Raw genomic sequence first — 18,394 nt, 5'->3', positions numbered from 1 at the left:
TAGAATCTACTTCTTTCGTGTTGCGAACGTGGCGGAATTGGTAGACGCACCAGATTTAGGTTCTGGCGCCGAGAGGTGTGAGAGTTCGAGTCTCTCCGTTCGCACCATCAAACGAAAACCGTTGATTTAGAAAAATCAATTTTAAACAAATCAACGGTTCAGTTTTTCTACTCCCCTACTGGCTTTTAATAGCCTGTTTCCAGGCCCTGTTGTTGTAGGCCTCAGTTGCTCCCTTAATAAAACTAGCGTCATTTAATTGACACGGCATTCGCGTGGGCGCAAGAAACACAAACTTCAGCCTCGCCAGGAAAGCTCTCCATCTGGCACTTCCCTCTGCATATTCCCACTCAAAAATTACGTTTGTCGATCATGTTTCCCCGGGAAATCACTGGGCCAGCGCATAGGTTGCGGGCTGGGAGCAGGCGCCGGATCAGGGGTCGGCCTGGGATCCGGATTTGGGCTTGGCTTTGGATTGTTTTGCATACCCATCTTTCCTCTGTGTGAAAACAAGAATGACTATCATTCCTTGGCGATTATATAGTTTAGTAACATTTAACAAGAAATAACATTTATTCCTAGTTGCACGATGCAGACAATGTCTTTTGACATAAGTCACCTGATGAGCAGGCCACTCAGGGCTTACAAAAGCAAGCGCGCAACCATGGGGCTTCAAAGCCGAGGAAGCTGACAATATGCGTAGGCGCCCCACGCCCTCCCCTGCACCGAAACAAGTCTGCAAAGGCAGCTTGCTGCGGCTATCTGAACACAATGCTCCAGAAACAAAAAAAGCCGCCCACATGGAGCGGCTTTATTCATCAAGTCCCGACTAATCCTGCCTGTCATGCTTACCCGGAAAGTCGCTAGGCCAACGCATAGGCTTAGGTTCCGGGTCAGGCTTGGGGGCTGGATTGGGAGAAGGATTACCATTCACGTCCAAACCTCCTGAATGTAAAAGTCAAAAATATGCACGGCCATGCTGAATTGCACTAAATACTATAGCAATGATAAAAATTAACCAGCCCTCTAGTATTAACCCTGATGCAGTACGACACTACCCATCTAGATCAATAACCATAAAAAAATACGGCAAGGACAAGAAAATTTCAGCAATCCGCCAGCACAAGCAAGTATGACCAGAACTAAAAAAAAAAGTTCTTTTCATAAAATAAAAAATAGAGTGAGCTTTAAGTATTCACCTTCTTGCTACGCCTGTCGGAATACATACACCCAACGTCTTGGTTATTCTCCCCATAGCCATATCCGCTTTTTCGAGTCACTCCGGAGACCCAGCCTGGGCGAAGGATAGATGCACGCTTGAGACGTAGCCAGCTAATACTGCTACCACTGCCACTGCCAAAACCAGCCTTTTCATTCTTCTCGGCAGAGCAATAATTGAAAGATAATACTCAAGACATCTAATTAAAACCAGATATAGTTTTTTGGAAGCAGAAAAGCTTCATAACCAGAAAAACATGCCACCCTCTATAGACAATTAAGTAGAAGCAGTGAAGCATCAGGATTAGGATAGAACATCCGATTGGTACACATACAAAAAAGCCCGATACGAATACCAGGCCTTTTTGTTTTAAGCAGTCATTATCCGACCTTAAATCACACCCCAGAAATACAACAAGGCAGGCAGCAAAGCCGTCAGCACGCCCTGCACGGCGGATACCAATCCGGTCAGGCGGGCTATGGGTTTGTTCAGGACCAGCAGCAAGAAGAACATGAACCACAGCACGGCCCAGGACAGCCAGCTCAGGACTTGCCAGTAATCAAAAATCCGCTCGGCAACACTCAAATTCGTAATTGCGGCAGGAACGGCGATACATGCCACCACCAAGGAATACCAGCCCAGCGCACGGCCGTCGCTGCCGGTAAAGGCGTTCACCCCCACCCAGAAATAGGTCAGGGCGAACAGGCCCAGGTAAATGGCGGACAAGGGCGAGTACACGGTGCTGTTGGCGGGGTTCAGGATGTGGGACATGCAGATGAATCCCAGCACGGCAGTGAACAAATTCACGATGGCAGCATCTTTGGCGTCCACCAGTCTGCCAGCGTGATGGCCTTCAGAGTAGTAGAGACGAACACCATTAACGAACAGGCACAGGCCTGCAAACGCCAGAAAAGCGGCAACTAGCATTTTGAAGATTTCCCAAGTAATAGAAGGCGGACACAGAACATGCCCGCAACATGATGTTGCACTCAGCACTGAGGCGGAGCAGATCATAGAGCTTGGCTACCCAATCGCCATGTGATTTTTTTTATAAGCTGTATAAGAAAAAACCGCGCAATTTTGCGGCGGTTTTCTAGTGGGAATTCATGTTGAAGAACAGGCGGTTTGCGCGGGTGTCAGGCGGAAAGATCGTCCCTCTCCATCTTGGGAAAAGAATCAACGCTAAGCCAATAAAAATCGTTTTTAATCAACCACTTGAGAAGAGAAACAGGTTTAGAGGAAGGCTGTTAAAAAGGAGGCCTAAAACCCATAAGCCAATAAACAGCGAGCCTGCTCAAGGATCCCGCTCAAGCCTGTTCGTTTTGCCCGCAGCGAGCCAGCACACGCACATAGACCAACTGCGCCAGCAGCTCCACCAAGGTCTGCGTCAAAATGATGGCTGGCAACAACGGCAAGGCACCTGGAATCGCCAGGGCCAAAGGCAGCACAACCAAAGAATTGCGCGTCGCGCTGCTGAAAGCCACAGCACGTCGCAAGGGGACGGCCAGACGCGTTTGCCGCGCCAGTGTCCAGCCGATCACAGGTGCCAGGATGGCAAACAGCACATACACCGGCAACACTCGCCACAAGACATCCAGTGCCGGTTCCAACTGCCGCAGAACGGCCGCCACTACGATGAACAACACCAAGGCAGTAGCAGGAACGGGAGCCAAGCCCAGACGCGTCTGGATCTGCGACCAAGTGCGACTTTTACCAGCAAGGTATTGGGTCGCCCCCGCCAGCAAGAGCGGAATCAGAATCAGGTAAAAGAAGGCGTCCAGAAATGGCCCGGCCTTGATATACAAACCGAACTGCTCTCCCAGCGCCAGTTTCAAAAACAGAGGCAGGAGCAGCATTTGCACGACCAGCAGCACCGGCGTGGCGGCCAGAAGTGCGCGAGCATCGGCACGACCTAACTGGGCGAAAGTAACCACGTAATCAATGCAAGGAGCCAGCAAGACCAGCAGCACACCCAGGCGTAGCATGGTGTGATCTGGCAGCAAGGGCATCAGCGCAAAGACTAAAAGAGGAATCAGGACAAAGTTGGCCAGGAGCAAAACGGCCAGAAAGCGCAGTTGAGTCAGCGCTTTGCCCAATTGAGCGATAGGCACCTGCAAAAAGGTGACATACAACATGAAAGCCAGCGCCGGATTGATCCAGTCAACCAGACTGGCTGGCATCACCCAGAGACTGGCCATCAATGCGGCCAGCAACATCGCCACAAAATAAATGGCGATTTGCCGGCTTTCCAACACATCACGAATCACGGTCAGCACCTCGCTTGGCTGAACAACTCCGGCACTGCCGTGAGAAAGCTATTTACAGACCGCTACGACGCAAACGTGCGGCAGACTGACGATTCAAATCCCGCGCCTCACGCTCGGCGTACTCGCTTTCACCGGCTTCGTAACGGCCCTCGTGCATGCAGGACTCACGGTCCCAGGTGCATTCATTAAAGAGTTTTGACACGGGGCCACCACCGGGCTTCGCGGAGGAACAAGCTGCCATCAAAGCGGCCAGACCGAGCACCGCGCAACTTTGAATCAGACGTCGAACCATCATTGTGTTTTCCCTACAAAAAATCTTTATTGCAATTACCGCGAATCGAAATCAGAACCGATCGCGGACAATAGGAACACTGTACCCTGAGCCTCCAAAGCCCGTCGATTCCCTTTCCGGATAATTTGCAATTTATGACTCAAGAACAATTTTTGCTGTTGGCCCAAATCTTGAATCTGACGCCCAATTCCGAACTGGAGCAGGAAGTCCGATATTCGGGCGCGCCAATCAGCGCACAAGCACAACAGATCCTGACTCTACATCTCCGGCTGAAGGAAGCCTATGTCATTCACAGGCCCACTGCATTCCGAGTTGTAGTCAGCCATGACGACCTGGACCGTTTCCCAGGCGCCCTGGATTTGAAGCCGGGCATGCATGTACAGCTGGTTTCTTACACCAGCGAGCGCTACATCAGTGTTCGTATCACCCAACTGCCAGCCACTCCCAAGGCGTATTTCCGGGGTGTCATCAGCGAACAGAACATCAGTTACCACGTTTTTGAGGTCGGGGACAGCGTGTATTTTTCTGAAGATCAAGTCCACGCCATACTCAATAAATAAAACGGACTAGTGCCAAAACGCCAAGGTGCCTGCGTCAACCCGAACTTTTCAGACTGCTGTCAGGCAACAAGTGCAAGCCTGTCCGTCTTACAAACTCCTCGTAGCTGATGGGAGGCCCAACGCGGGTCGAAGCCTGGTTAGCCTGCCAATGTACCCAAGATCGTCCTGTGGTCGCGTCGTACACCAACTTGAACAAATGGCTGGGAACGGCCACCTGGCTGGAGCCTATCGTCGCGGCATTGCGCTCGTACACAGGCCCGGTAAACACATACACATTGCCTGCAGCACGGGCCACATATTTACGGGTATCGGCTTCGATCTTGTTCCAGGGGCCGGCGTTGTGCACCTGATTTTGCGGCACCATATTGGCCAGAGAAAAACTCTGGGCCATGCTTTGCTCCGAGGCCATATCCCCTGCCGGAGCCATATGCCCACGCGAAAATCCCGAGCCTCTGTAGTCATTCAACTCAGCTCGTTCCGCCTGCGGCAAACGACCTTCGGCATAAAAACGATCCGTGCGCTTCAAGCCCTTGGCGGACTGAATCTGCTGACGATTCAGACGTTGGACGACAAACACCGGGGTTTTGGTTTGGCCGCTATGCAGAATCGCAAAAGAGCTGAAGCACAATTCTCTTTGCGTGTAAGCCATGGGCACGACAGGCCGCGAGCCAGGAAAAAACTGGGGACACTGCGCAAAGGAGGTTTGAACATAGCCATCAACCGAGGCCGGGACAGGCACACTGTCCTGCTGCATCGCCCTGGGCCAACCCAGGGATACCAGAAACGGTTCAAGACTTTGCCAGTTCAACCCCTGGGGATGAAGCCAGGCCGTCGCAATCCCGAAACTGGTCAGGGCGGCGGCAAGAACGGACTTCAAAAATCGGGACGGGCTTGCCGGCCCTGTCTTCTTTCTACTACTGGTTTTTTTAACGCTACGACCTGTGCTCTTTCTGCTCATACCACTCTTGTTTTATGCTTGGTCGGCTTACATCATTGCGCCGACTGCACCTGTGATTATAAGCAGTCCTTTCAAATTCAAAAGGACGTGCCCCCAAAGGGAGCACGTATTTCCTTCTGACTCCGGCTCTTTTTGACCCTATAGATCAGCAGAGCAGGAAAAGATTCAGGATTTGAATCCACGCTTTTTACTGAGCACCCAGCGCCTGCAATTCTTTCAATTCATCTTGCAACTGCTCCAATTTGGCGCGATCTCGTTCCAGTTTTTTCTCCAGCTTCTGCACCTTGTCTTGTCGCCCTTGGGCCCGTTTCTCGGCAATTTCATCCATACGTTCCTGGATGTCCTCTTCCTGCTCGCGGATATCTTCCTGTGCATCACGCAGCAAATCCGCGTCCCGGCAATGCATCTGCACATTGGCCAAAGCGCGCTCCAGGCCACGCTCTCGATGGACATTGCCGTGCTGGCGGGCGTAGTTGATCTGGTTCTGAATTTCAGCGGACCGATACTGGCAAGCCGGGTTATCGGCCCAGGCGGGCAAGGCCATCGCACTTAATACCGCACTCAAGCACCATACAGAACGTTTCATTGTTGTTACTCCTGCAGTGTTCATCCGGATAGCCATCATACAAGCTCGATTCTGATTTACCTCAGGTGGACGATTGGAATAGACTTCGTCGATTTGTCACGAAAACGTGATTAAATTCGAAAATTCTTCTGTTTATGTCATATTCAAGTAACAAAATTGTCGCAAATTGTGCCGAGAAATTTACACAACTTGTCTTTAAGCATAAAACAGTTCAGTTACACTCAAAATCCTCATAAAGCAAACTTTTACTTTTAATCGTGTTCAACATCACCACCAGGAAACTGATCTTTTTCCTGTGCGCTGCTTTGATTGTGTTGTGGCTCTTTCCCTTTGCGCACGTCAACGAAAGTTTGCTCAACTCTTCCCAAGCGTATTCAGCCTGGCACACCAGCGTGCTCAACTCCTTGATGCCTTTGTCGATTCTGGCCGTTGCCAGTTTGATCTGGGCGGAAAGAGCCGTGTCCGCTTGTCTGGCCATGGCCGTCAACACCGTCCTGTTTGTACTGGCGATCAAGAATATCTGCGATACCGCTGACCGCTTCTCGCGGGTCTGCGGCATTGATATTTCAGTTTCCTATGGGGCCATGTTGTATGGGCTGTGCATGGCTACCCTGTGGGTGCTGCTGCTGAGCTATCGCTGGAAAAGTCCTAAGGAGCAGCCTGGCTCCTCGGGCGACTTAAGCCTGTAATCAGGACTTTTCCTCTCGTCCCTGCATCACCATAATGGTTTGCTGCATCAGGGCACAAAGGGTTTGCTTGCCCTCTTCCACCGCAAAAACCTCGGCCTGCGTCACGATCAGGCTACGTCCATGACGCACGACCGAGCCACGGGCCAGTAAAGCCTGCCCCTTGGCCGGAGCCAGAAAGTTCAACTTGTATTCCACACTCAGAACACTGGCTCCCAGAGGCGTACAGCTCATGGCGGCATAGCCGCCTGCTGAATCGGCAATCATGCCCACCACGCCGCCATGTACGAAACCATGCTGTTGCTGCACGCCCTCCCAATGCGGTAGATGGATCTCGACCAAACCTGCCTCAACCACAGGCATGGTGGCGCGAATCAGGCTCATCGCCTGCTGGCGGGAAAAGCTGTCTTGCACAGCCTGAGCCACTTGTGGATCCAGTACCGCCTTGGTTTGCGGGGCTGATGATGTCATGGCTGGAGTCTCCTTTATTCTTTTCGTATAAACAGCAGCTTCAAGCCGGATGGAAAGGCCAGAAAACGGGGATCAACATCACGCCCAAAACCCAGAAAATCAAATTCAAGGGCAAACCCACTTTCAGAAAATCCACAAAGCGATAGCCACCCGCGCCATAAACCATGGTGTTGGTCTGATAGCCCACAGGCGTGGCAAAGCTGGTGGAGGCTGCGAAGGTCACAGCAATCAGAAAGGGAGTGGGGTCCACGCCCATCATTGTCGCGGTGGACATCCCTATCGGCGTCAGCAAGACAGCAGCGGCGGCATTGCTCATGAACTCCGTCAGCGTCAGAGCCATCAGGTAGACCACGGCCAACACGGTCAAGGGCCCAAAAGACTTCACCAGACCAACCGTGTTTTCGACCAGGAACTGGGCGGCACCCGTCTCGCTCATGGCCATCCCCAAGGGCAGCAAGCCCGCCATCAAAATGATGATGCGCCAGTCTATGGCGTCGTAAACATCGTCCGCCTTCAGACAACCGGCCAGCGTCATGGCCACGGCCCCGAACAGGGAAGTGATACTGATAGGTACCCAGCCCAAGGCAGGCAGCAGAATCACCAGGGCCATGGTGATCAATGCAAACGGTGCGCGCCAGCCCATTGCCTTTTCAGCCTCACGTTCGGACAGCACGATGATATTGCTGTCTGCCCGCAAATCCGATGCCTCTGCTGCCGGGGTCAACATCAACAAGATATCGCCCACTTGCAAACGCACGGCGCGCAGTTGCTCACGCAAGACCTGACCACGGCGATGAAGCCCCAGAACGGTAGCGTTCTTGTGCCAGCCCGCCCCCAAACTCCCCAAGGTACGGCCACTGATACGCGAACGAGGTGCAATCATCACCTCGGTCAAGACCTGATCCACCTGCTCAAAAGACTGCTGTTCCAGCTTGAACTGCGGGTCTACTTCCAGACCAGCTTCTTTGCGCAGCTCGTCCAGCTTGGTCCAATCGCCACGCGCCAACAGCACGTCATCCTGTTCAATCTTCTGCTCTCGCGGGCCCCACACTTTGGTATTGCCACGCAGTAACTCCAGCACGAACACACCATACTGCTCGCCCAGCTTGGCATCGCCCACGGATTGGCCGATCAAGGAGGAATCGGGCATCACCCGCAACTCGGTAATGTATTTGCCCAGCTCATATTGTTCGACCAGTTCGCCGCCACGAGCATCAGGCAATAACCAGCGCCCTATGGTCAGCAAGTAAATACAACCCACAACCATGCAAATCACGCCTAGTGCAGTGAACTCGAACATGGTGAAACCGGGGTGGCCCAGATCGCGGGCAATGGCATTGACCAGCAGGTTGGTAGAAGTCCCAACCAAGGTACAGACCCCGGCCATTTGCGAGACATAGGACAAGGGGATCAGCGCTTTGGAGGCCGACATGCCTATCCGTGCGCTGGCGGCCATGACGATGGGAATGAATACCGCCACCACCGCCGTGTTATTGACGAAGGGGGCAATCACCGCCAGGACCAGAAACAGGACCAGCAGAAACTGAAACGGGGAGCGGGCCTTGCCCAGCAAGTCCCCAATCCCCGACAGCGCGCCGCTATTTTGCAGCCCGGCTGCCAGCACAAACATAGCGGCGACGGTGACCGTGGCTGGATTGCTGAAACCACCCACAGCCTGCTCCGGAGTCACCAAACCCAGAACCGCCAGGGTGCTGAGCACCAGCAAGGCAATGGCATCTATTCGGAGTTTTTCTGTAGCAAACAAGACAATCGCGACTAAAGCCAGACCCAAGACCACTGCAATCTCTGTTGTCATGCTGCCCCACTCCTGTTTTTGCTGTGCTGTTCAGTATAGGTAAAAATGCAGCGCACCAAGCGCTGCATTTCGCTGTACTAAACAAAAAAACACAAGTTCTCAAAACAGGAAAAGTAAAACCTTCAAACTTTGAAGCGCCCTGGACACAGGGCTACCCTTGCAAGGCTTAGACCAGCAGCATCACCAGGAACACCAGCCCCAGCAAGGCGATATAGGCTTTGGCATGAATGCTGTCCGGGATCTTGCCGATCCAGCGCGAGGTAAAACGAATCCCCAACCAGGAGCCGATCACCAGCACCAGACATGCTTTCAAGTCGATATAACCCGCATGCCATGGCCCCAAGGAATCCGCATTCCAGGCCAGCATGGCGTAGGTCAGGCTACCCACCACCGCCATTGGCAAGGACAAGGGGTTCGCCGCTGCCGTGGCAGCGGTCATACTGGCACCGCGTCGGCGCATCAAGGGGACGGTAATCACGCTCCCACCCACACCCAGAAAGGCCGCTATTGCACCAATAACCACCCCGGCTCCGGCACTGCTGGCCTTGCTTAAAGGACGCATGGCATTGCTGGCTTCCTGGGTGAAACCGGAACGAAACAGGCTATCTAAAATCGTCAGCCCAAGATACACCACAAAAACCCAGCGCACCCAGGACCCATTCAAGGCCATGGCTGCTATCGCACCGGGAATCGCCCCCAAGGCGATGAACAAGAGCAAAGGACGCACCTGCCCCCAAGGCACCGTACCTGCCTTGTGATGTCGCCAGGTAGACAGGCCTGCACCAAAAATCATGACGCAGGTAGAAGTAGCCACCGCAATATGCATGGCGGCCTGCCCCATCTGACTGTCCACGCCATACATGCCGATCAGCACCGAATACAGCACGGGGACCACCACAAAACCGCCACCGAAGCCAAACAGCACGGTGGTCACCCCGGCCAGCAAACCAAAAAACAGCAATAGAAAATACATAGCCGCAAATCAAAAGAGATGACAAAGTCCAAGAATAAGTCGCCCCGCTTTGGCTGGCATGCTAAAACTGGTCAACAATACTTTCGTTTCGGCCAAGGGCTTGCTTATGCACAATGTACGACTGGATAGCGTGGATGCCACCCCTCGCCCCTTGCTGGCGATTGGCACGGATTACGCACCGGGCACGCTGCTGGATTTTCACGTACACCGACGGGCGCAAATGCTCTATGCCATGACGGGGCTGATGGAAGTAGAAACCGACGATGGCGCCTGGGTGATTCCGCCGTATAGCGGCGTGTGGATTCCGGCTGGCAAGCGCCATCGCGTACGCATGCAAAGTGCCAGCACACGCAGCTTATATATAGAGCCGGAAGCGGCCCCCCGCAGCAGCACACATTGCGAAGTGCTGGTCATTACACCCTTGCTGCATCACTTGCTACTGGCCTCCCTGGCCTTGCCCGCCCTGTACGAGGTAGATGGGCGCGACGGCGCTTTGGCTCAACTGCTTCTGCATGAAGTTGGTCTGGCGCAAACCATGCCGCTCTTTGCCCCCATCCCTCAAGACCCATCGCTCGCCAAGCTGTGCAAAGACTTTTTAAGTCAGCCCAATATCCAAAGCACACCGGAACAATGGGCCGAGCAAGTCAATAAAAGCCTGCGCAGTTTTACACGCCTGTTCCGCCAACAAACCGGCATGAGCTTTAGTGAATGGCGACAACAAGCCTGCCTGCTGGCAGCCCTGGCCAAGCTGTCTGCGGGTCAATCCGTCACGCAGATTGCGCTGGATCTGGGTTATGACAGCTCCAGCGCCTTTTCCACCATGTTCCGTCGCCGCTTGGGGCAAGCACCCAGCAACTTCATTCGTGTTCCCTAGAGCGACTGACAAGACAACAGCTTGATGAAAGCAGAAACAAAAAGGCCCCCGGAGCTCTGAAATCCGGGGGCCTGGCACTGCCCGCCTCAACTTATAAGCGGCTTACCGTCAGGACTGGGGCTTAACGCGTGATACGCGCCCGTCCACCAATCGTTGCGGCCAGACTGGCCACGAAGGCACCCACCAGCAAGGATGCAAATGCCCACAGTGCGAAAGCCGCGGCTGCCTTGCGAGCGGTATCTGCCGCCTCACGTGCTTGCTGCTCCAGCTTGTCGGCCGTTTCCTTGGCTTGCTTTTGCACGGAGTCCAGGCGCTCCTTGGCCTGCTCGGGCGTCAAGCCGGTACGGTTGGCCACCAGACGCAGCAAGTAATCCTGATCCTGCTGAGACACCTCGCCTTCCTTCAGGCTGCGAGCCAGAATCCGGCTGACTTCACGTTCCGGATTGGCAGTCTGGGCAGGCGCATTGGCAGGATCTGCCGGACGCAGCAGGGTATCGGTGAAATAGCTCAAGCCAGGGCCTTGCGCCTGATCCTTGCCTGCCTGGCCAACCACGGCCGATGCCGCCCCCACTCCTGCCCCGGCCAGATTCGCTCCTGCCTGTGCCGTACCCGACACCAGCGAGGCTACGCCTGAGCCCAGCAAGAAGACGCTGACCACTGCACTAACGGCCCAAACCAGAAAGCCATGCGCCGTATCGCGGAAATGAACTTCGTCCCCATGAACCCCCGTCCAGTTGGTACGCAGACGTCCGGTGACGTAACCCGCAATACCGTAGGCAATGATCTGCGTGACAAAGAGCCAGACAATCGTGCCAATGGCCATTGTGGTGCCCGAGGCCCCGTCATTGCCCCACGGAGAGATCGCCATGAAACCCAGACCTGTCCCGCCTACCAGCAAGGTCACCGTCAAGGCAGCAGCAATGACCGCGCCCCCGATGACCGCGCCCCAAGACACTGCGGAGTGTGAGGACTCCGCCAAGGCCGGCGTTCCCAAACCTGCATCCGAACCAAATTGCGTTGTAGCCATGATGATTCCTTATTTCAGATTGTGATCGCAGGCAACTTAGTGCCAGAAAAGAGCCAGCAAAATGATGATAGGGATAGGAACACCCAAGAGCCATAAAAGGATCGATCGCATAAGCCCTCCGTTTGATTGAAGAAACAAGAAATGAATGCAGCAAAAAACAAACACTTCGCAATTATTCTAGGCAGATAAAAAATCGATAAATTTTATAAAATGTAAAAAGCGAAACTGAATCAGAACGCATGACAGCAAGCCATATTGCCCTCAATGCAGACAGAGAAATAACCCCATATATAAAGGGGTTAAAAGCCGTTTTACATGCACTCCACAGAGGCAAACCGGAAAGAAGCAGGCTATACCATCAGGCAACACACATTCCAAGGGCAGGTTCCACCCAAGCATTTCGCACAGAGTCTGTATGGCAATCCGTGCTTATTTTTTATTATCTTGAAATACTTGATTACGCGAATGATTTAATTGAATAGCAGCAACAATAAATAAACAAAATAGCTGCGATAAGAAAAACGAAGGTAAACAGAAAATAATTATCGAAAAACAAGAAAGCAGAAAAAGAACTTCAGAAATGAAGTAAACAGGGAAATTCCAAAACAGCTATTTCAGACCCAGACATTCACGCCTGCACATGGAATCCATCCGGCCAGCACGCCACCATCCTGCCCTTGCTGACAGCCTGCATCCCACACGCATCTGCCCTCAAAAGCGACAAAGAAAGCCATAAAACCGTGCATGGAAGGGGCAGACTCGGTTATCCTGTTGCCTCCATTCAAGCTCGGCCGCTGCGGTGGTAAACCGCGCATCATGCGCCTTCTGTATCCCGATACTGCCAAAGACGGCCTGCATTCACAGAGCCTAGCCTATGAGCGACCTCCAAAGTCTGATCGAATCGGCGTGGGAACAACGAGCTTCCCTCTCCCCCCAGGAACACAGCATTGAACTGCGCACGGCCATCCATACCGTGATCGAAAAGCTGGATTACGGTTCCCTGCGTGTGGCGGAAAAGATCGACGGACAGTGGCAGGTCAACGACTGGGTCAAGAAAGCGATTCTCCTGTCCTTCAGAATCAAGGAGAACCGCGTCATGGCCAGCGAACCCGCTCCCTTCTATGACAAGGTGCCGCTGAAATTCGAGCAGCATGACCAGGCCGCCTTTGCCCAGGCAGGCTTTCGCGCCGTTCCCGGTGCCGTGGTGCGCCAAGGCGCTTACGTGGCTCCCGATGTCGTGCTGATGCCCTCTTTTGTGAACATCGGCGCGTATGTCGGTGAAGGCACCATGGTTGATACCTGGGCTACCGTCGGCTCCTGCGCCCAGATCGGCAAGCATGTTCACCTGTCGGGCGGCGTCGGTATCGGCGGGGTATTGGAGCCTCTGCAAGCCAACCCCACTATCATTGAGGACAACTGTTTTATCGGTGCTCGTTCCGAAGTGGTGGAAGGGGTCATCGTGGAAGAGAACTCGGTGCTGGCCATGGGCGTATTCCTGTCGCAAAGCACCAAAATTTACGAGCGCGAAACGGGCAAGATTTATCAAGGCCGTGTCCCTGCCGGTTCGGTAGTGGTCCCTGGCTCCCTGCCTTCGGCCGATGGGCTGTACAGCCTGGCCTGCGCCATCATCGTCAAGCGTGTGGATGCCCGTACCCGCGCCAAGACCAGTATTAATGATTTACTTCGCGCCTGAACATGAGCACTGACTTTTCTGTACTAGACACCCTGAAAGCCCTGATTGCCCGCCCCTCGGTCACCCCCGAGGACGCCCACTGCCAGCAATGGCTGGGCGCAAGGCTGGAGCAAGCGGGCTTTAGCCTGGAACATCTGCCCAGCGGCCCGGTGTCCAACCTGTGGGCCCGCCGTGGCACCCAGGCGCCCTTGTTTGTTTTTGCCGGTCACACGGATGTGGTGCCTACCGGGCCGGAAGCGGCCTGGGACTCGCCCCCGTTTGAACCCACCGTGCGCGACGGACAACTATATGGCCGTGGCGCTGCGGATATGAAAGCCTCGATTGCGGCCTTCATCCACGCGGTCGAGGAATTTACCCAGGCCCATCCAGAGCACAAAGGCTCGATTGCCCTGCTGCTGACTTCGGATGAGGAAGGCCCGGCCACCGACGGCACCGTGCATGTTTGCCGAGTCCTGAAAGAACGTGGCGAACAACTGGACTACTGCATCGTGGGCGAGCCCACCTGCTCGCGCCAATTGGGTGACACCATTAAAAATGGCCGGCGCGGCTCCTTGTCCGGTCACCTGATCGTGAAGGGTCGCCAAGGTCATGTAGCGTACCCGCAATTGGCCATCAACCCGCTGCATGTGTTCGCTCCGGCGCTGCACGAACTGACAGACCGCATGTGGGACGCTGGCAATATCGACTTTCCGCCTACCAGCTTTCAGATCTCCAATATCCATGCCGGTACCGGCGCGAGTAATGTGATCCCCGGTCAGCTGGATGTGCATTTCAACTTCCGTTTCTCCACCGAGCAAACACCTGCCGGTCTGCAAGCCGAAGTGGAGTCCATTTTGCGCCGCCATGGCGTGGACTTCCAACTGGAGTGGACGGTGGGTGGCGAGCCCTTCCTGACCGAGGCCGGCCCGCTGAGCCAGGCCCTTGCCAAGGCCATTGAAACCGAAACCGGCGTGGAAACCGATCTGTCCACGACAGGCGGCACCTCGGATGGTCGCTTTATCGCTAAAATCTGCCCTCAAGTGGTCGAATTTGGCCCGCTCAACGCCAGCATCCATCAAATCAACGAACACGTTGCCGTTGCTGATCTTGAGCCCCTTAAAAACATTTATCGCCGTACATTGGAATCCCTGCTTTGTTAAGCCCTTGCATCGATAATTCCTCCCTGCTGGAAGCCCAGCAGGAACTGCGCACCGTGCGCGACTTGTTGCGCTGGTCCGTCAGCCAGTTCAACCGCTGTCAGTTGGCCTTTGGTCACGGCAGTGACAATGCCTGGGACGAGGCTGCGTATCTGCTGCTGCACACCCTGCATCTGCCCCTGGACACGCTGGACCCGTATCTGGACGCCACCGTGCTGGAGTCCGAGCGCGCCGCCTATCTGGCCCTGGTCGCACGCCGCTGCAACGAGCGCGTGCCCGCCGCCTACCTGACCGGCGAAGCCTGGCTGCAAGGCCATCGCTTCCGTGTCACCGCCGACACCATTGTGCCGCGCTCTCCCATTGCTGAATTGCTGGCCGAGCAGCTGCAACCCTGGATTGCCGACCCGGACGCCATCTACAACGCCCTGGATTTGTGCACCGGCTCGGGCTGCCTGGCTATTTTGACGGCGCTGGCTTTCCCGCAAGCCCAAGTTGATGCCGTGGATCTGTCGGACGCCGCACTGGAAGTGGCCCAGTCGAACATCGATGCCTTTGAGCTGAACGATCGCATGAGCCTGTACAAGAGCGATCTGCTGGATCAATTGCCGCAAACCGCCTACGACCTGATCATTTGCAACCCGCCCTATGTGAATGAGCAGTCCATGCAGAACCTGCCCAAGGAATACCAGCACGAGCCCCAACTGGCCCTGGCTGGTGGTGATGACGGTATGGACCTGGTGCGTCGCATTCTGGAAGCGGCCCCCAACTTCCTGTCGCCCGAAGGCGTGCTGGTACTGGAAATCGGCAATGAGTACGACAATTTCATCGCCGCTTTCCCGGAGCTGGAGCCTATCTGGCTAAGCACTGAAACCGCTGAAGACCAGATTCTCTTGTTAAGCCGGGAGCAACTGGCTCTGTGATACGCGCAACTGGAATTACGCTGCGTCGCGGCGTCAAAGTCCTGCTGGACAATACTGATTTCATCGTCAATCCGGGCGAGCGCCTGGGCATTGTGGGCAAAAACGGCGCGGGTAAATCCTCGCTGTTTGCCTTGCTGCAAGGCGAGCTGGATCTGGACGGGGGTGACCTGAGCATCCCCGAAGTCTGGGAAGTGGCCAGTGTGCGCCAAACCATTCCGGACCGTGACCGCCCTGCCCGCGAATTTGTTATCGACGGCGACGAGCGTTTGCGTGCCTTGCAGGAAAAACGCGCCAACACGCCCGATAGCGATGGCCAGACCATTGCCGAGCTGGAAAACGCCCTGATCGAAGCCGATGCCTGGTCCGCCCCCTCGCGTGCCGAGCAATTGCTGGCCGGTCTGGGTTTCCGCCCCAACCAGTGGATGCTGCCCGTGCGCGAGTTCTCCGGTGGCTGGCAAATGCGCCTGTCCCTGGCCCGCGCCCTGATGGCTCCTTCTGACCTGCTCTTGCTGGACGAACCCACCAACCACCTGGACTTGGACGCCATGCTCTGGCTGGAGCGCTGGCTGACGTCCTACCCCGGCACCGTGTTGCTGATTTCGCACGACACCGAGTTTCTGGATGCCGTGGCCCGTTCGATTCTGCACGTGGATCAAGGCAAGCTGGTTCGCTACAAAGGCGGCTATAACGACTTTCTGGTGCAGCGTGCCGAGCGTGTACAACAAAGTCAGATCGCCTACGAGCGTCAAACCCGTGAAGCCGCAAGGCTGCAAAGCTTTATTGACCGCTTCAAGGCCCAGGCCACCAAAGCCAAGCAGGCACAAAGCCGCGTCAAGGCTCTGGCCCGCATGCAGACCGTAACGCTCTTGCGCGACGACTCAAGCGTTTCCATTCGCCTGCCCTCGCCCGAGTACACACCCGATCCCTTGCTGACATTGGATCAGGCCGATCTGGGTTACCCCGGTCAGGACAAGGCGATTTTGAGCCAGGTCCGCCTGATGGTGCGCGGCGGTGCCCGTGTGGGTATTTTGGGGATGAACGGTGCGGGTAAATCCACGCTGGTCAAAACCCTGGCTGGCAAGCTGGAACCCATCAAGGGCGAACGCCTGGAATCCAAAGGTCTGGTGATCGGCTACTTTGCTCAGCACCAGCTGGACTCCATTGACCCGGACTCTACTCCCCTGCAACATCTGGCGCGTCTGGCTCCGGATGTGCGCGAGCAGGAACTGCGCAATTACCTGGGCTCTTTCGGTTTTAGCGGTGATATGGTCACCAGCCTGACAGCCCCCTTCTCCGGGGGTGAAAAGGCACGTTTGGCCCTGTCCCTGATTGTCTGGCAAAAACCCAACCTGCTCCTGCTGGACGAGCCAACCAACCACTTGGACGTGGATACCCGTGAAGCCCTGGCGGCAGCCCTGGCTGATTACGGTGGCAGCGTGCTGCTGGTATCGCACGATCGCCATTTGCTGCGTTCTACCGTTGATTCTTTCTGGATCGTGGCCGATGGCCAGGTTCAGGAGTTTGATGGCGACCTGGAAGACTACCGCGACTGGCTACTGGCCCGCAGTGCGCAATCGCGCTCGGAAGCTCGTCAGGAAGCACGTGCGGATACGGGTGGCGAAGGCACAGACCGCAAGACACAACGGCGTCAGGAAGCCGAGCTGCGCCAACGTCAGGCTCAGCAACGCAAGCCACTGGAAAGCCGCTTGAAGAAAGTGGAGTCGGCCATGGAGAAAGCTCAGCTGCGTTTGCAGGAGCTGGATACCTTGATGCAGGACCCGGACTTTTATTCGGACAGCTACAAGGACCAACGTCCCGCTTTGATGACTGAACATGGTGAACTCACCAAGACACATCAAACGCTGGAAGAAGAATGGCTGGAAATTCAGGAAGCGATGGAAGAAATTGGGCGGCAGGTCTAGACCAATCGACTCCATTCTGTTCGTGAACTCCTAAAAAGAAGGCGCCATATCTGCAAAGATTGGCGCCTTTTTGTTGGAAGCTCTTGATGGTCTGTAAAACGCACATCGAAGCCTTACGAGTTTGCTGACTCCTGGGTATCTGAGCCAGGACTATGAGCAGACGATCTATACACTCGTAAACTTGGCTATGTCATCTCGTTCTTCGTTTTGCTGTATGCCATTCAGCGCATACGTTTAGCCAAGGTGAGTCCGGCCAGCAAACAACAACAACAACAACAACAACAACAACAACAACAACAAACTCATGTGAGCCAAAACTCACTCGAAAACCGGCTCGCCAACTCCGCTCACTTCCCCGCTTTCCCAGGGCTCGCACAACCCAAATACCCACACAGCAAATCCACAATGGCTTCTTCCACCTGCTCCGGTGGATACGGCACACCGGGCGGAATGATCGCGCCATGAATCAGGGACTCCAGACTTTGCATCACCACCCAGGTGGCTAAATCCAGATCCTGCGGAGCGACCTCACTGCGATGCTCTTCCAGCAACTGACGAATGCGGTCACGAATACTCTGGTCCGCCTGGCTCTCGCTGGCTGGCGCATCAAAGAAAGGAAAATCCTTTTCCAATACCCGATGCAATTCCGGGTCCACCCGATGCGCGGCCAACCAGGCTTTGACCAGATCACTCAAGCGCCCCCGCAAACCCAGGGACTGCGTATCGGCCAGACTGCTTTCCATGGCCTGATTCATTTGCAAGGCATGGCGCTCGTGCAAGGCGGCAATCAGGGAATCCTTGTTCGGGAAGTACTGATACACCGAGCCCACGCTGACTCCAGCCACTTCCGCGACCACGTTGGTATTGGTACCGGCATAGCCACGCTCGGATAAAACGCGAGCCGTTGCCTCCAAAATCGCCTCCACCAAAGCACGGGAACGGCTTTGACGCGGGATACGACGGGCTTGAGGGAGCGTTGGCATAGGGACTCCGAATG

The 18,394-nt window shown here is 55.0% G+C and carries 17 protein-coding genes, 1 tRNA gene and 1 pseudogene; 9 read left to right on the top strand and 10 right to left on the bottom strand.

Going from position 1 to position 18,394, the window contains the following annotated elements:
- The first annotated feature begins 22 nt into the window (after nucleotides 1–22).
- Nucleotides 23–107, top strand: a tRNA-Leu gene (locus tag DUD43_RS07970).
- Between the two features lie 1,499 nt (nucleotides 108–1,606).
- Here the strand turns inward: DUD43_RS07970 and DUD43_RS07965 are convergent.
- The 3 genes from DUD43_RS07965 to DUD43_RS07955 form a co-directional block, all read right to left on the bottom strand.
- Entirely contained in the window at nucleotides 1,607–2,143 is a 537-nt protein-coding gene (locus DUD43_RS07965; protein ID WP_153229857.1) for an AmiS/UreI family transporter, read from the bottom strand.
- A gap of 380 nt (nucleotides 2,144–2,523) precedes the next feature.
- Entirely contained in the window at nucleotides 2,524–3,432 is a 909-nt protein-coding gene (locus DUD43_RS07960) for an arsenic resistance protein (protein WP_409049746.1), read from the bottom strand.
- A 103-nt stretch (nucleotides 3,433–3,535) separates the two neighbouring features.
- Nucleotides 3,536–3,778, bottom strand: a complete 243-nt coding sequence (locus tag DUD43_RS07955; protein WP_009455761.1) for a hypothetical protein — start codon at nucleotides 3,776–3,778, stop codon at nucleotides 3,536–3,538.
- Nucleotides 3,779–3,909: 131 nt separating this feature from the next.
- Between DUD43_RS07955 and DUD43_RS07950 the strand changes: the two genes are divergently transcribed.
- A complete protein-coding gene (locus DUD43_RS07950; RefSeq protein ID WP_153229856.1) occupies nucleotides 3,910–4,335 on the top strand; it encodes a hypothetical protein in 426 nt (141 codons plus the stop codon).
- A 34-nt stretch (nucleotides 4,336–4,369) separates the two neighbouring features.
- On the opposite strand, the gene DUD43_RS07945 is transcribed toward DUD43_RS07950, so the two are convergent.
- Both DUD43_RS07945 and DUD43_RS07940 read right to left on the bottom strand, forming a co-directional pair.
- Complete coding sequence (locus DUD43_RS07945; protein ID WP_409049745.1) at nucleotides 4,370–5,293, bottom strand: DNA/RNA non-specific endonuclease; 924 nt, start codon at nucleotides 5,291–5,293, stop codon at nucleotides 4,370–4,372.
- A 187-nt stretch (nucleotides 5,294–5,480) separates the two neighbouring features.
- A complete protein-coding gene (locus DUD43_RS07940) occupies nucleotides 5,481–5,879 on the bottom strand; it encodes a DUF1090 domain-containing protein (RefSeq protein WP_153229854.1) in 399 nt (132 codons plus the stop codon).
- A gap of 350 nt (nucleotides 5,880–6,229) precedes the next feature.
- Between DUD43_RS07940 and DUD43_RS07935 the strand changes: the two genes are divergently transcribed.
- Nucleotides 6,230–6,568 carry a DUF202 domain-containing protein gene (locus DUD43_RS07935; protein WP_228125936.1) on the top strand — a complete coding sequence of 113 codons (339 nt, stop codon included), beginning with the start codon at nucleotides 6,230–6,232 and terminating at the stop codon, nucleotides 6,566–6,568.
- Here the strand turns inward: DUD43_RS07935 and DUD43_RS07930 are convergent, their stop codons facing one another.
- From DUD43_RS07930 to DUD43_RS07920, 3 genes and pseudogenes are all read right to left on the bottom strand, one after another.
- Nucleotides 6,569–7,036 carry a PaaI family thioesterase gene (locus tag DUD43_RS07930; RefSeq protein WP_153229852.1) on the bottom strand — a complete coding sequence of 156 codons (468 nt, stop codon included), beginning with the start codon at nucleotides 7,034–7,036 and terminating at the stop codon, nucleotides 6,569–6,571.
- Nucleotides 7,037–7,076: 40 nt separating this feature from the next.
- Nucleotides 7,077–8,861: pseudogene (locus DUD43_RS19415) on the bottom strand (SLC13 family permease); the annotation flags it as partial.
- A 157-nt stretch (nucleotides 8,862–9,018) separates the two neighbouring features.
- Nucleotides 9,019–9,825 carry a sulfite exporter TauE/SafE family protein gene (locus DUD43_RS07920; RefSeq protein WP_153229850.1) on the bottom strand — a complete coding sequence of 269 codons (807 nt, stop codon included), beginning with the start codon at nucleotides 9,823–9,825 and terminating at the stop codon, nucleotides 9,019–9,021.
- Nucleotides 9,826–9,931: 106 nt separating this feature from the next.
- On the opposite strand from DUD43_RS07920, the gene DUD43_RS07915 reads away from it, so the two are divergent.
- On the top strand, nucleotides 9,932–10,699 hold the full coding sequence (locus DUD43_RS07915; RefSeq protein ID WP_153229849.1) for an AraC family transcriptional regulator: 768 nt from the start codon (nucleotides 9,932–9,934) through the stop codon (nucleotides 10,697–10,699).
- A gap of 121 nt (nucleotides 10,700–10,820) precedes the next feature.
- Here DUD43_RS07915 and DUD43_RS07910 read toward each other — a convergent pair whose 3' ends face one another.
- Nucleotides 10,821–11,726, bottom strand: coding sequence for a hypothetical protein (locus DUD43_RS07910; protein ID WP_153229848.1), 906 nt, complete (start codon nucleotides 11,724–11,726; stop codon nucleotides 10,821–10,823).
- A 315-nt stretch (nucleotides 11,727–12,041) separates the two neighbouring features.
- Between DUD43_RS07910 and DUD43_RS19410 the strand changes: the two genes are divergently transcribed.
- From DUD43_RS19410 to DUD43_RS07885, 5 genes are all read left to right on the top strand, one after another.
- Nucleotides 12,042–12,200 carry a baseplate wedge protein 53 gene (locus DUD43_RS19410; protein WP_153229847.1) on the top strand — a complete coding sequence of 53 codons (159 nt, stop codon included), beginning with the start codon at nucleotides 12,042–12,044 and terminating at the stop codon, nucleotides 12,198–12,200.
- A gap of 400 nt (nucleotides 12,201–12,600) precedes the next feature.
- Nucleotides 12,601–13,419 carry a 2,3,4,5-tetrahydropyridine-2,6-dicarboxylate N-succinyltransferase gene (dapD, locus tag DUD43_RS07900; RefSeq protein WP_153229846.1) on the top strand — a complete coding sequence of 273 codons (819 nt, stop codon included), beginning with the start codon at nucleotides 12,601–12,603 and terminating at the stop codon, nucleotides 13,417–13,419.
- Nucleotides 13,420–13,421: 2 nt separating this feature from the next.
- Nucleotides 13,422–14,558 (top strand): succinyl-diaminopimelate desuccinylase, encoded by a 1,137-nt coding sequence (dapE, locus tag DUD43_RS07895; protein WP_153229845.1) that lies wholly within the window; start codon nucleotides 13,422–13,424, stop codon nucleotides 14,556–14,558.
- Nucleotides 14,552–15,475, top strand: coding sequence for a 50S ribosomal protein L3 N(5)-glutamine methyltransferase (gene prmB, locus DUD43_RS07890; protein WP_153229844.1), 924 nt, complete (start codon nucleotides 14,552–14,554; stop codon nucleotides 15,473–15,475). Before dapE ends, prmB begins: the two co-directional genes overlap by 7 nt.
- On the top strand, nucleotides 15,472–17,397 hold the full coding sequence (locus DUD43_RS07885; RefSeq protein WP_153229843.1) for an ABC-F family ATP-binding cassette domain-containing protein: 1,926 nt from the start codon (nucleotides 15,472–15,474) through the stop codon (nucleotides 17,395–17,397). Before prmB ends, DUD43_RS07885 begins: the two co-directional genes overlap by 4 nt.
- Before the next feature lie 347 nt (nucleotides 17,398–17,744).
- On the opposite strand, the gene DUD43_RS07880 is transcribed toward DUD43_RS07885, so the two are convergent.
- A complete protein-coding gene (locus DUD43_RS07880) occupies nucleotides 17,745–18,380 on the bottom strand; it encodes a TetR/AcrR family transcriptional regulator (protein ID WP_153229842.1) in 636 nt (211 codons plus the stop codon).
- Between the last annotated feature and the right edge of the window lie 14 nt (nucleotides 18,381–18,394).

Origin of the sequence: Alcaligenes faecalis, from assembly GCF_009497775.1 — a bacterium.
Classification (GTDB): domain Bacteria; phylum Pseudomonadota; class Gammaproteobacteria; order Burkholderiales; family Burkholderiaceae_B; genus Alcaligenes; species Alcaligenes faecalis_D.
This window is presented reverse-complemented; position numbering and strand designations above follow the sequence as displayed.

Bases quoted from the DNA above. Each gene is read 5' to 3' on its own strand.
- DUD43_RS07965 (WP_153229857.1), bottom strand. From the start codon at position 2,143: ATGCTAGTTGCCGCTTTTCTGGCGTTTGCAGGCCTGTGCCTGTTCGTT.
- DUD43_RS07960 (WP_409049746.1), bottom strand. From the start codon at position 3,432: ATGTTGCTGGCCGCATTGATGGCCAGTCTCTGGGTGATGCCAGCCAGT.
- DUD43_RS07955 (WP_009455761.1), bottom strand. From the start codon at position 3,778: ATGATGGTTCGACGTCTGATTCAAAGTTGCGCGGTGCTCGGTCTGGCC.
- DUD43_RS07950 (WP_153229856.1), top strand. From the start codon at position 3,910: ATGACTCAAGAACAATTTTTGCTGTTGGCCCAAATCTTGAATCTGACG.
- DUD43_RS07945 (WP_409049745.1), bottom strand. From the start codon at position 5,293: ATGAGCAGAAAGAGCACAGGTCGTAGCGTTAAAAAAACCAGTAGTAGA.
- DUD43_RS07940 (WP_153229854.1), bottom strand. From the start codon at position 5,879: ATGAAACGTTCTGTATGGTGCTTGAGTGCGGTATTAAGTGCGATGGCC.
- DUD43_RS07930 (WP_153229852.1), bottom strand. From the start codon at position 7,036: ATGACATCATCAGCCCCGCAAACCAAGGCGGTACTGGATCCACAAGTG.
- DUD43_RS07920 (WP_153229850.1), bottom strand. From the start codon at position 9,825: ATGTATTTTCTATTGCTGTTTTTTGGTTTGCTGGCCGGGGTGACCACC.
- DUD43_RS07915 (WP_153229849.1), top strand. From the start codon at position 9,932: ATGCACAATGTACGACTGGATAGCGTGGATGCCACCCCTCGCCCCTTG.
- DUD43_RS07910 (WP_153229848.1), bottom strand. From the start codon at position 11,726: ATGGCTACAACGCAATTTGGTTCGGATGCAGGTTTGGGAACGCCGGCC.
- DUD43_RS19410 (WP_153229847.1), top strand. From the start codon at position 12,042: ATGCACTCCACAGAGGCAAACCGGAAAGAAGCAGGCTATACCATCAGG.
- dapD (WP_153229846.1), top strand. From the start codon at position 12,601: ATGAGCGACCTCCAAAGTCTGATCGAATCGGCGTGGGAACAACGAGCT.
- dapE (WP_153229845.1), top strand. From the start codon at position 13,422: ATGAGCACTGACTTTTCTGTACTAGACACCCTGAAAGCCCTGATTGCC.
- DUD43_RS07880 (WP_153229842.1), bottom strand. From the start codon at position 18,380: ATGCCAACGCTCCCTCAAGCCCGTCGTATCCCGCGTCAAAGCCGTTCC.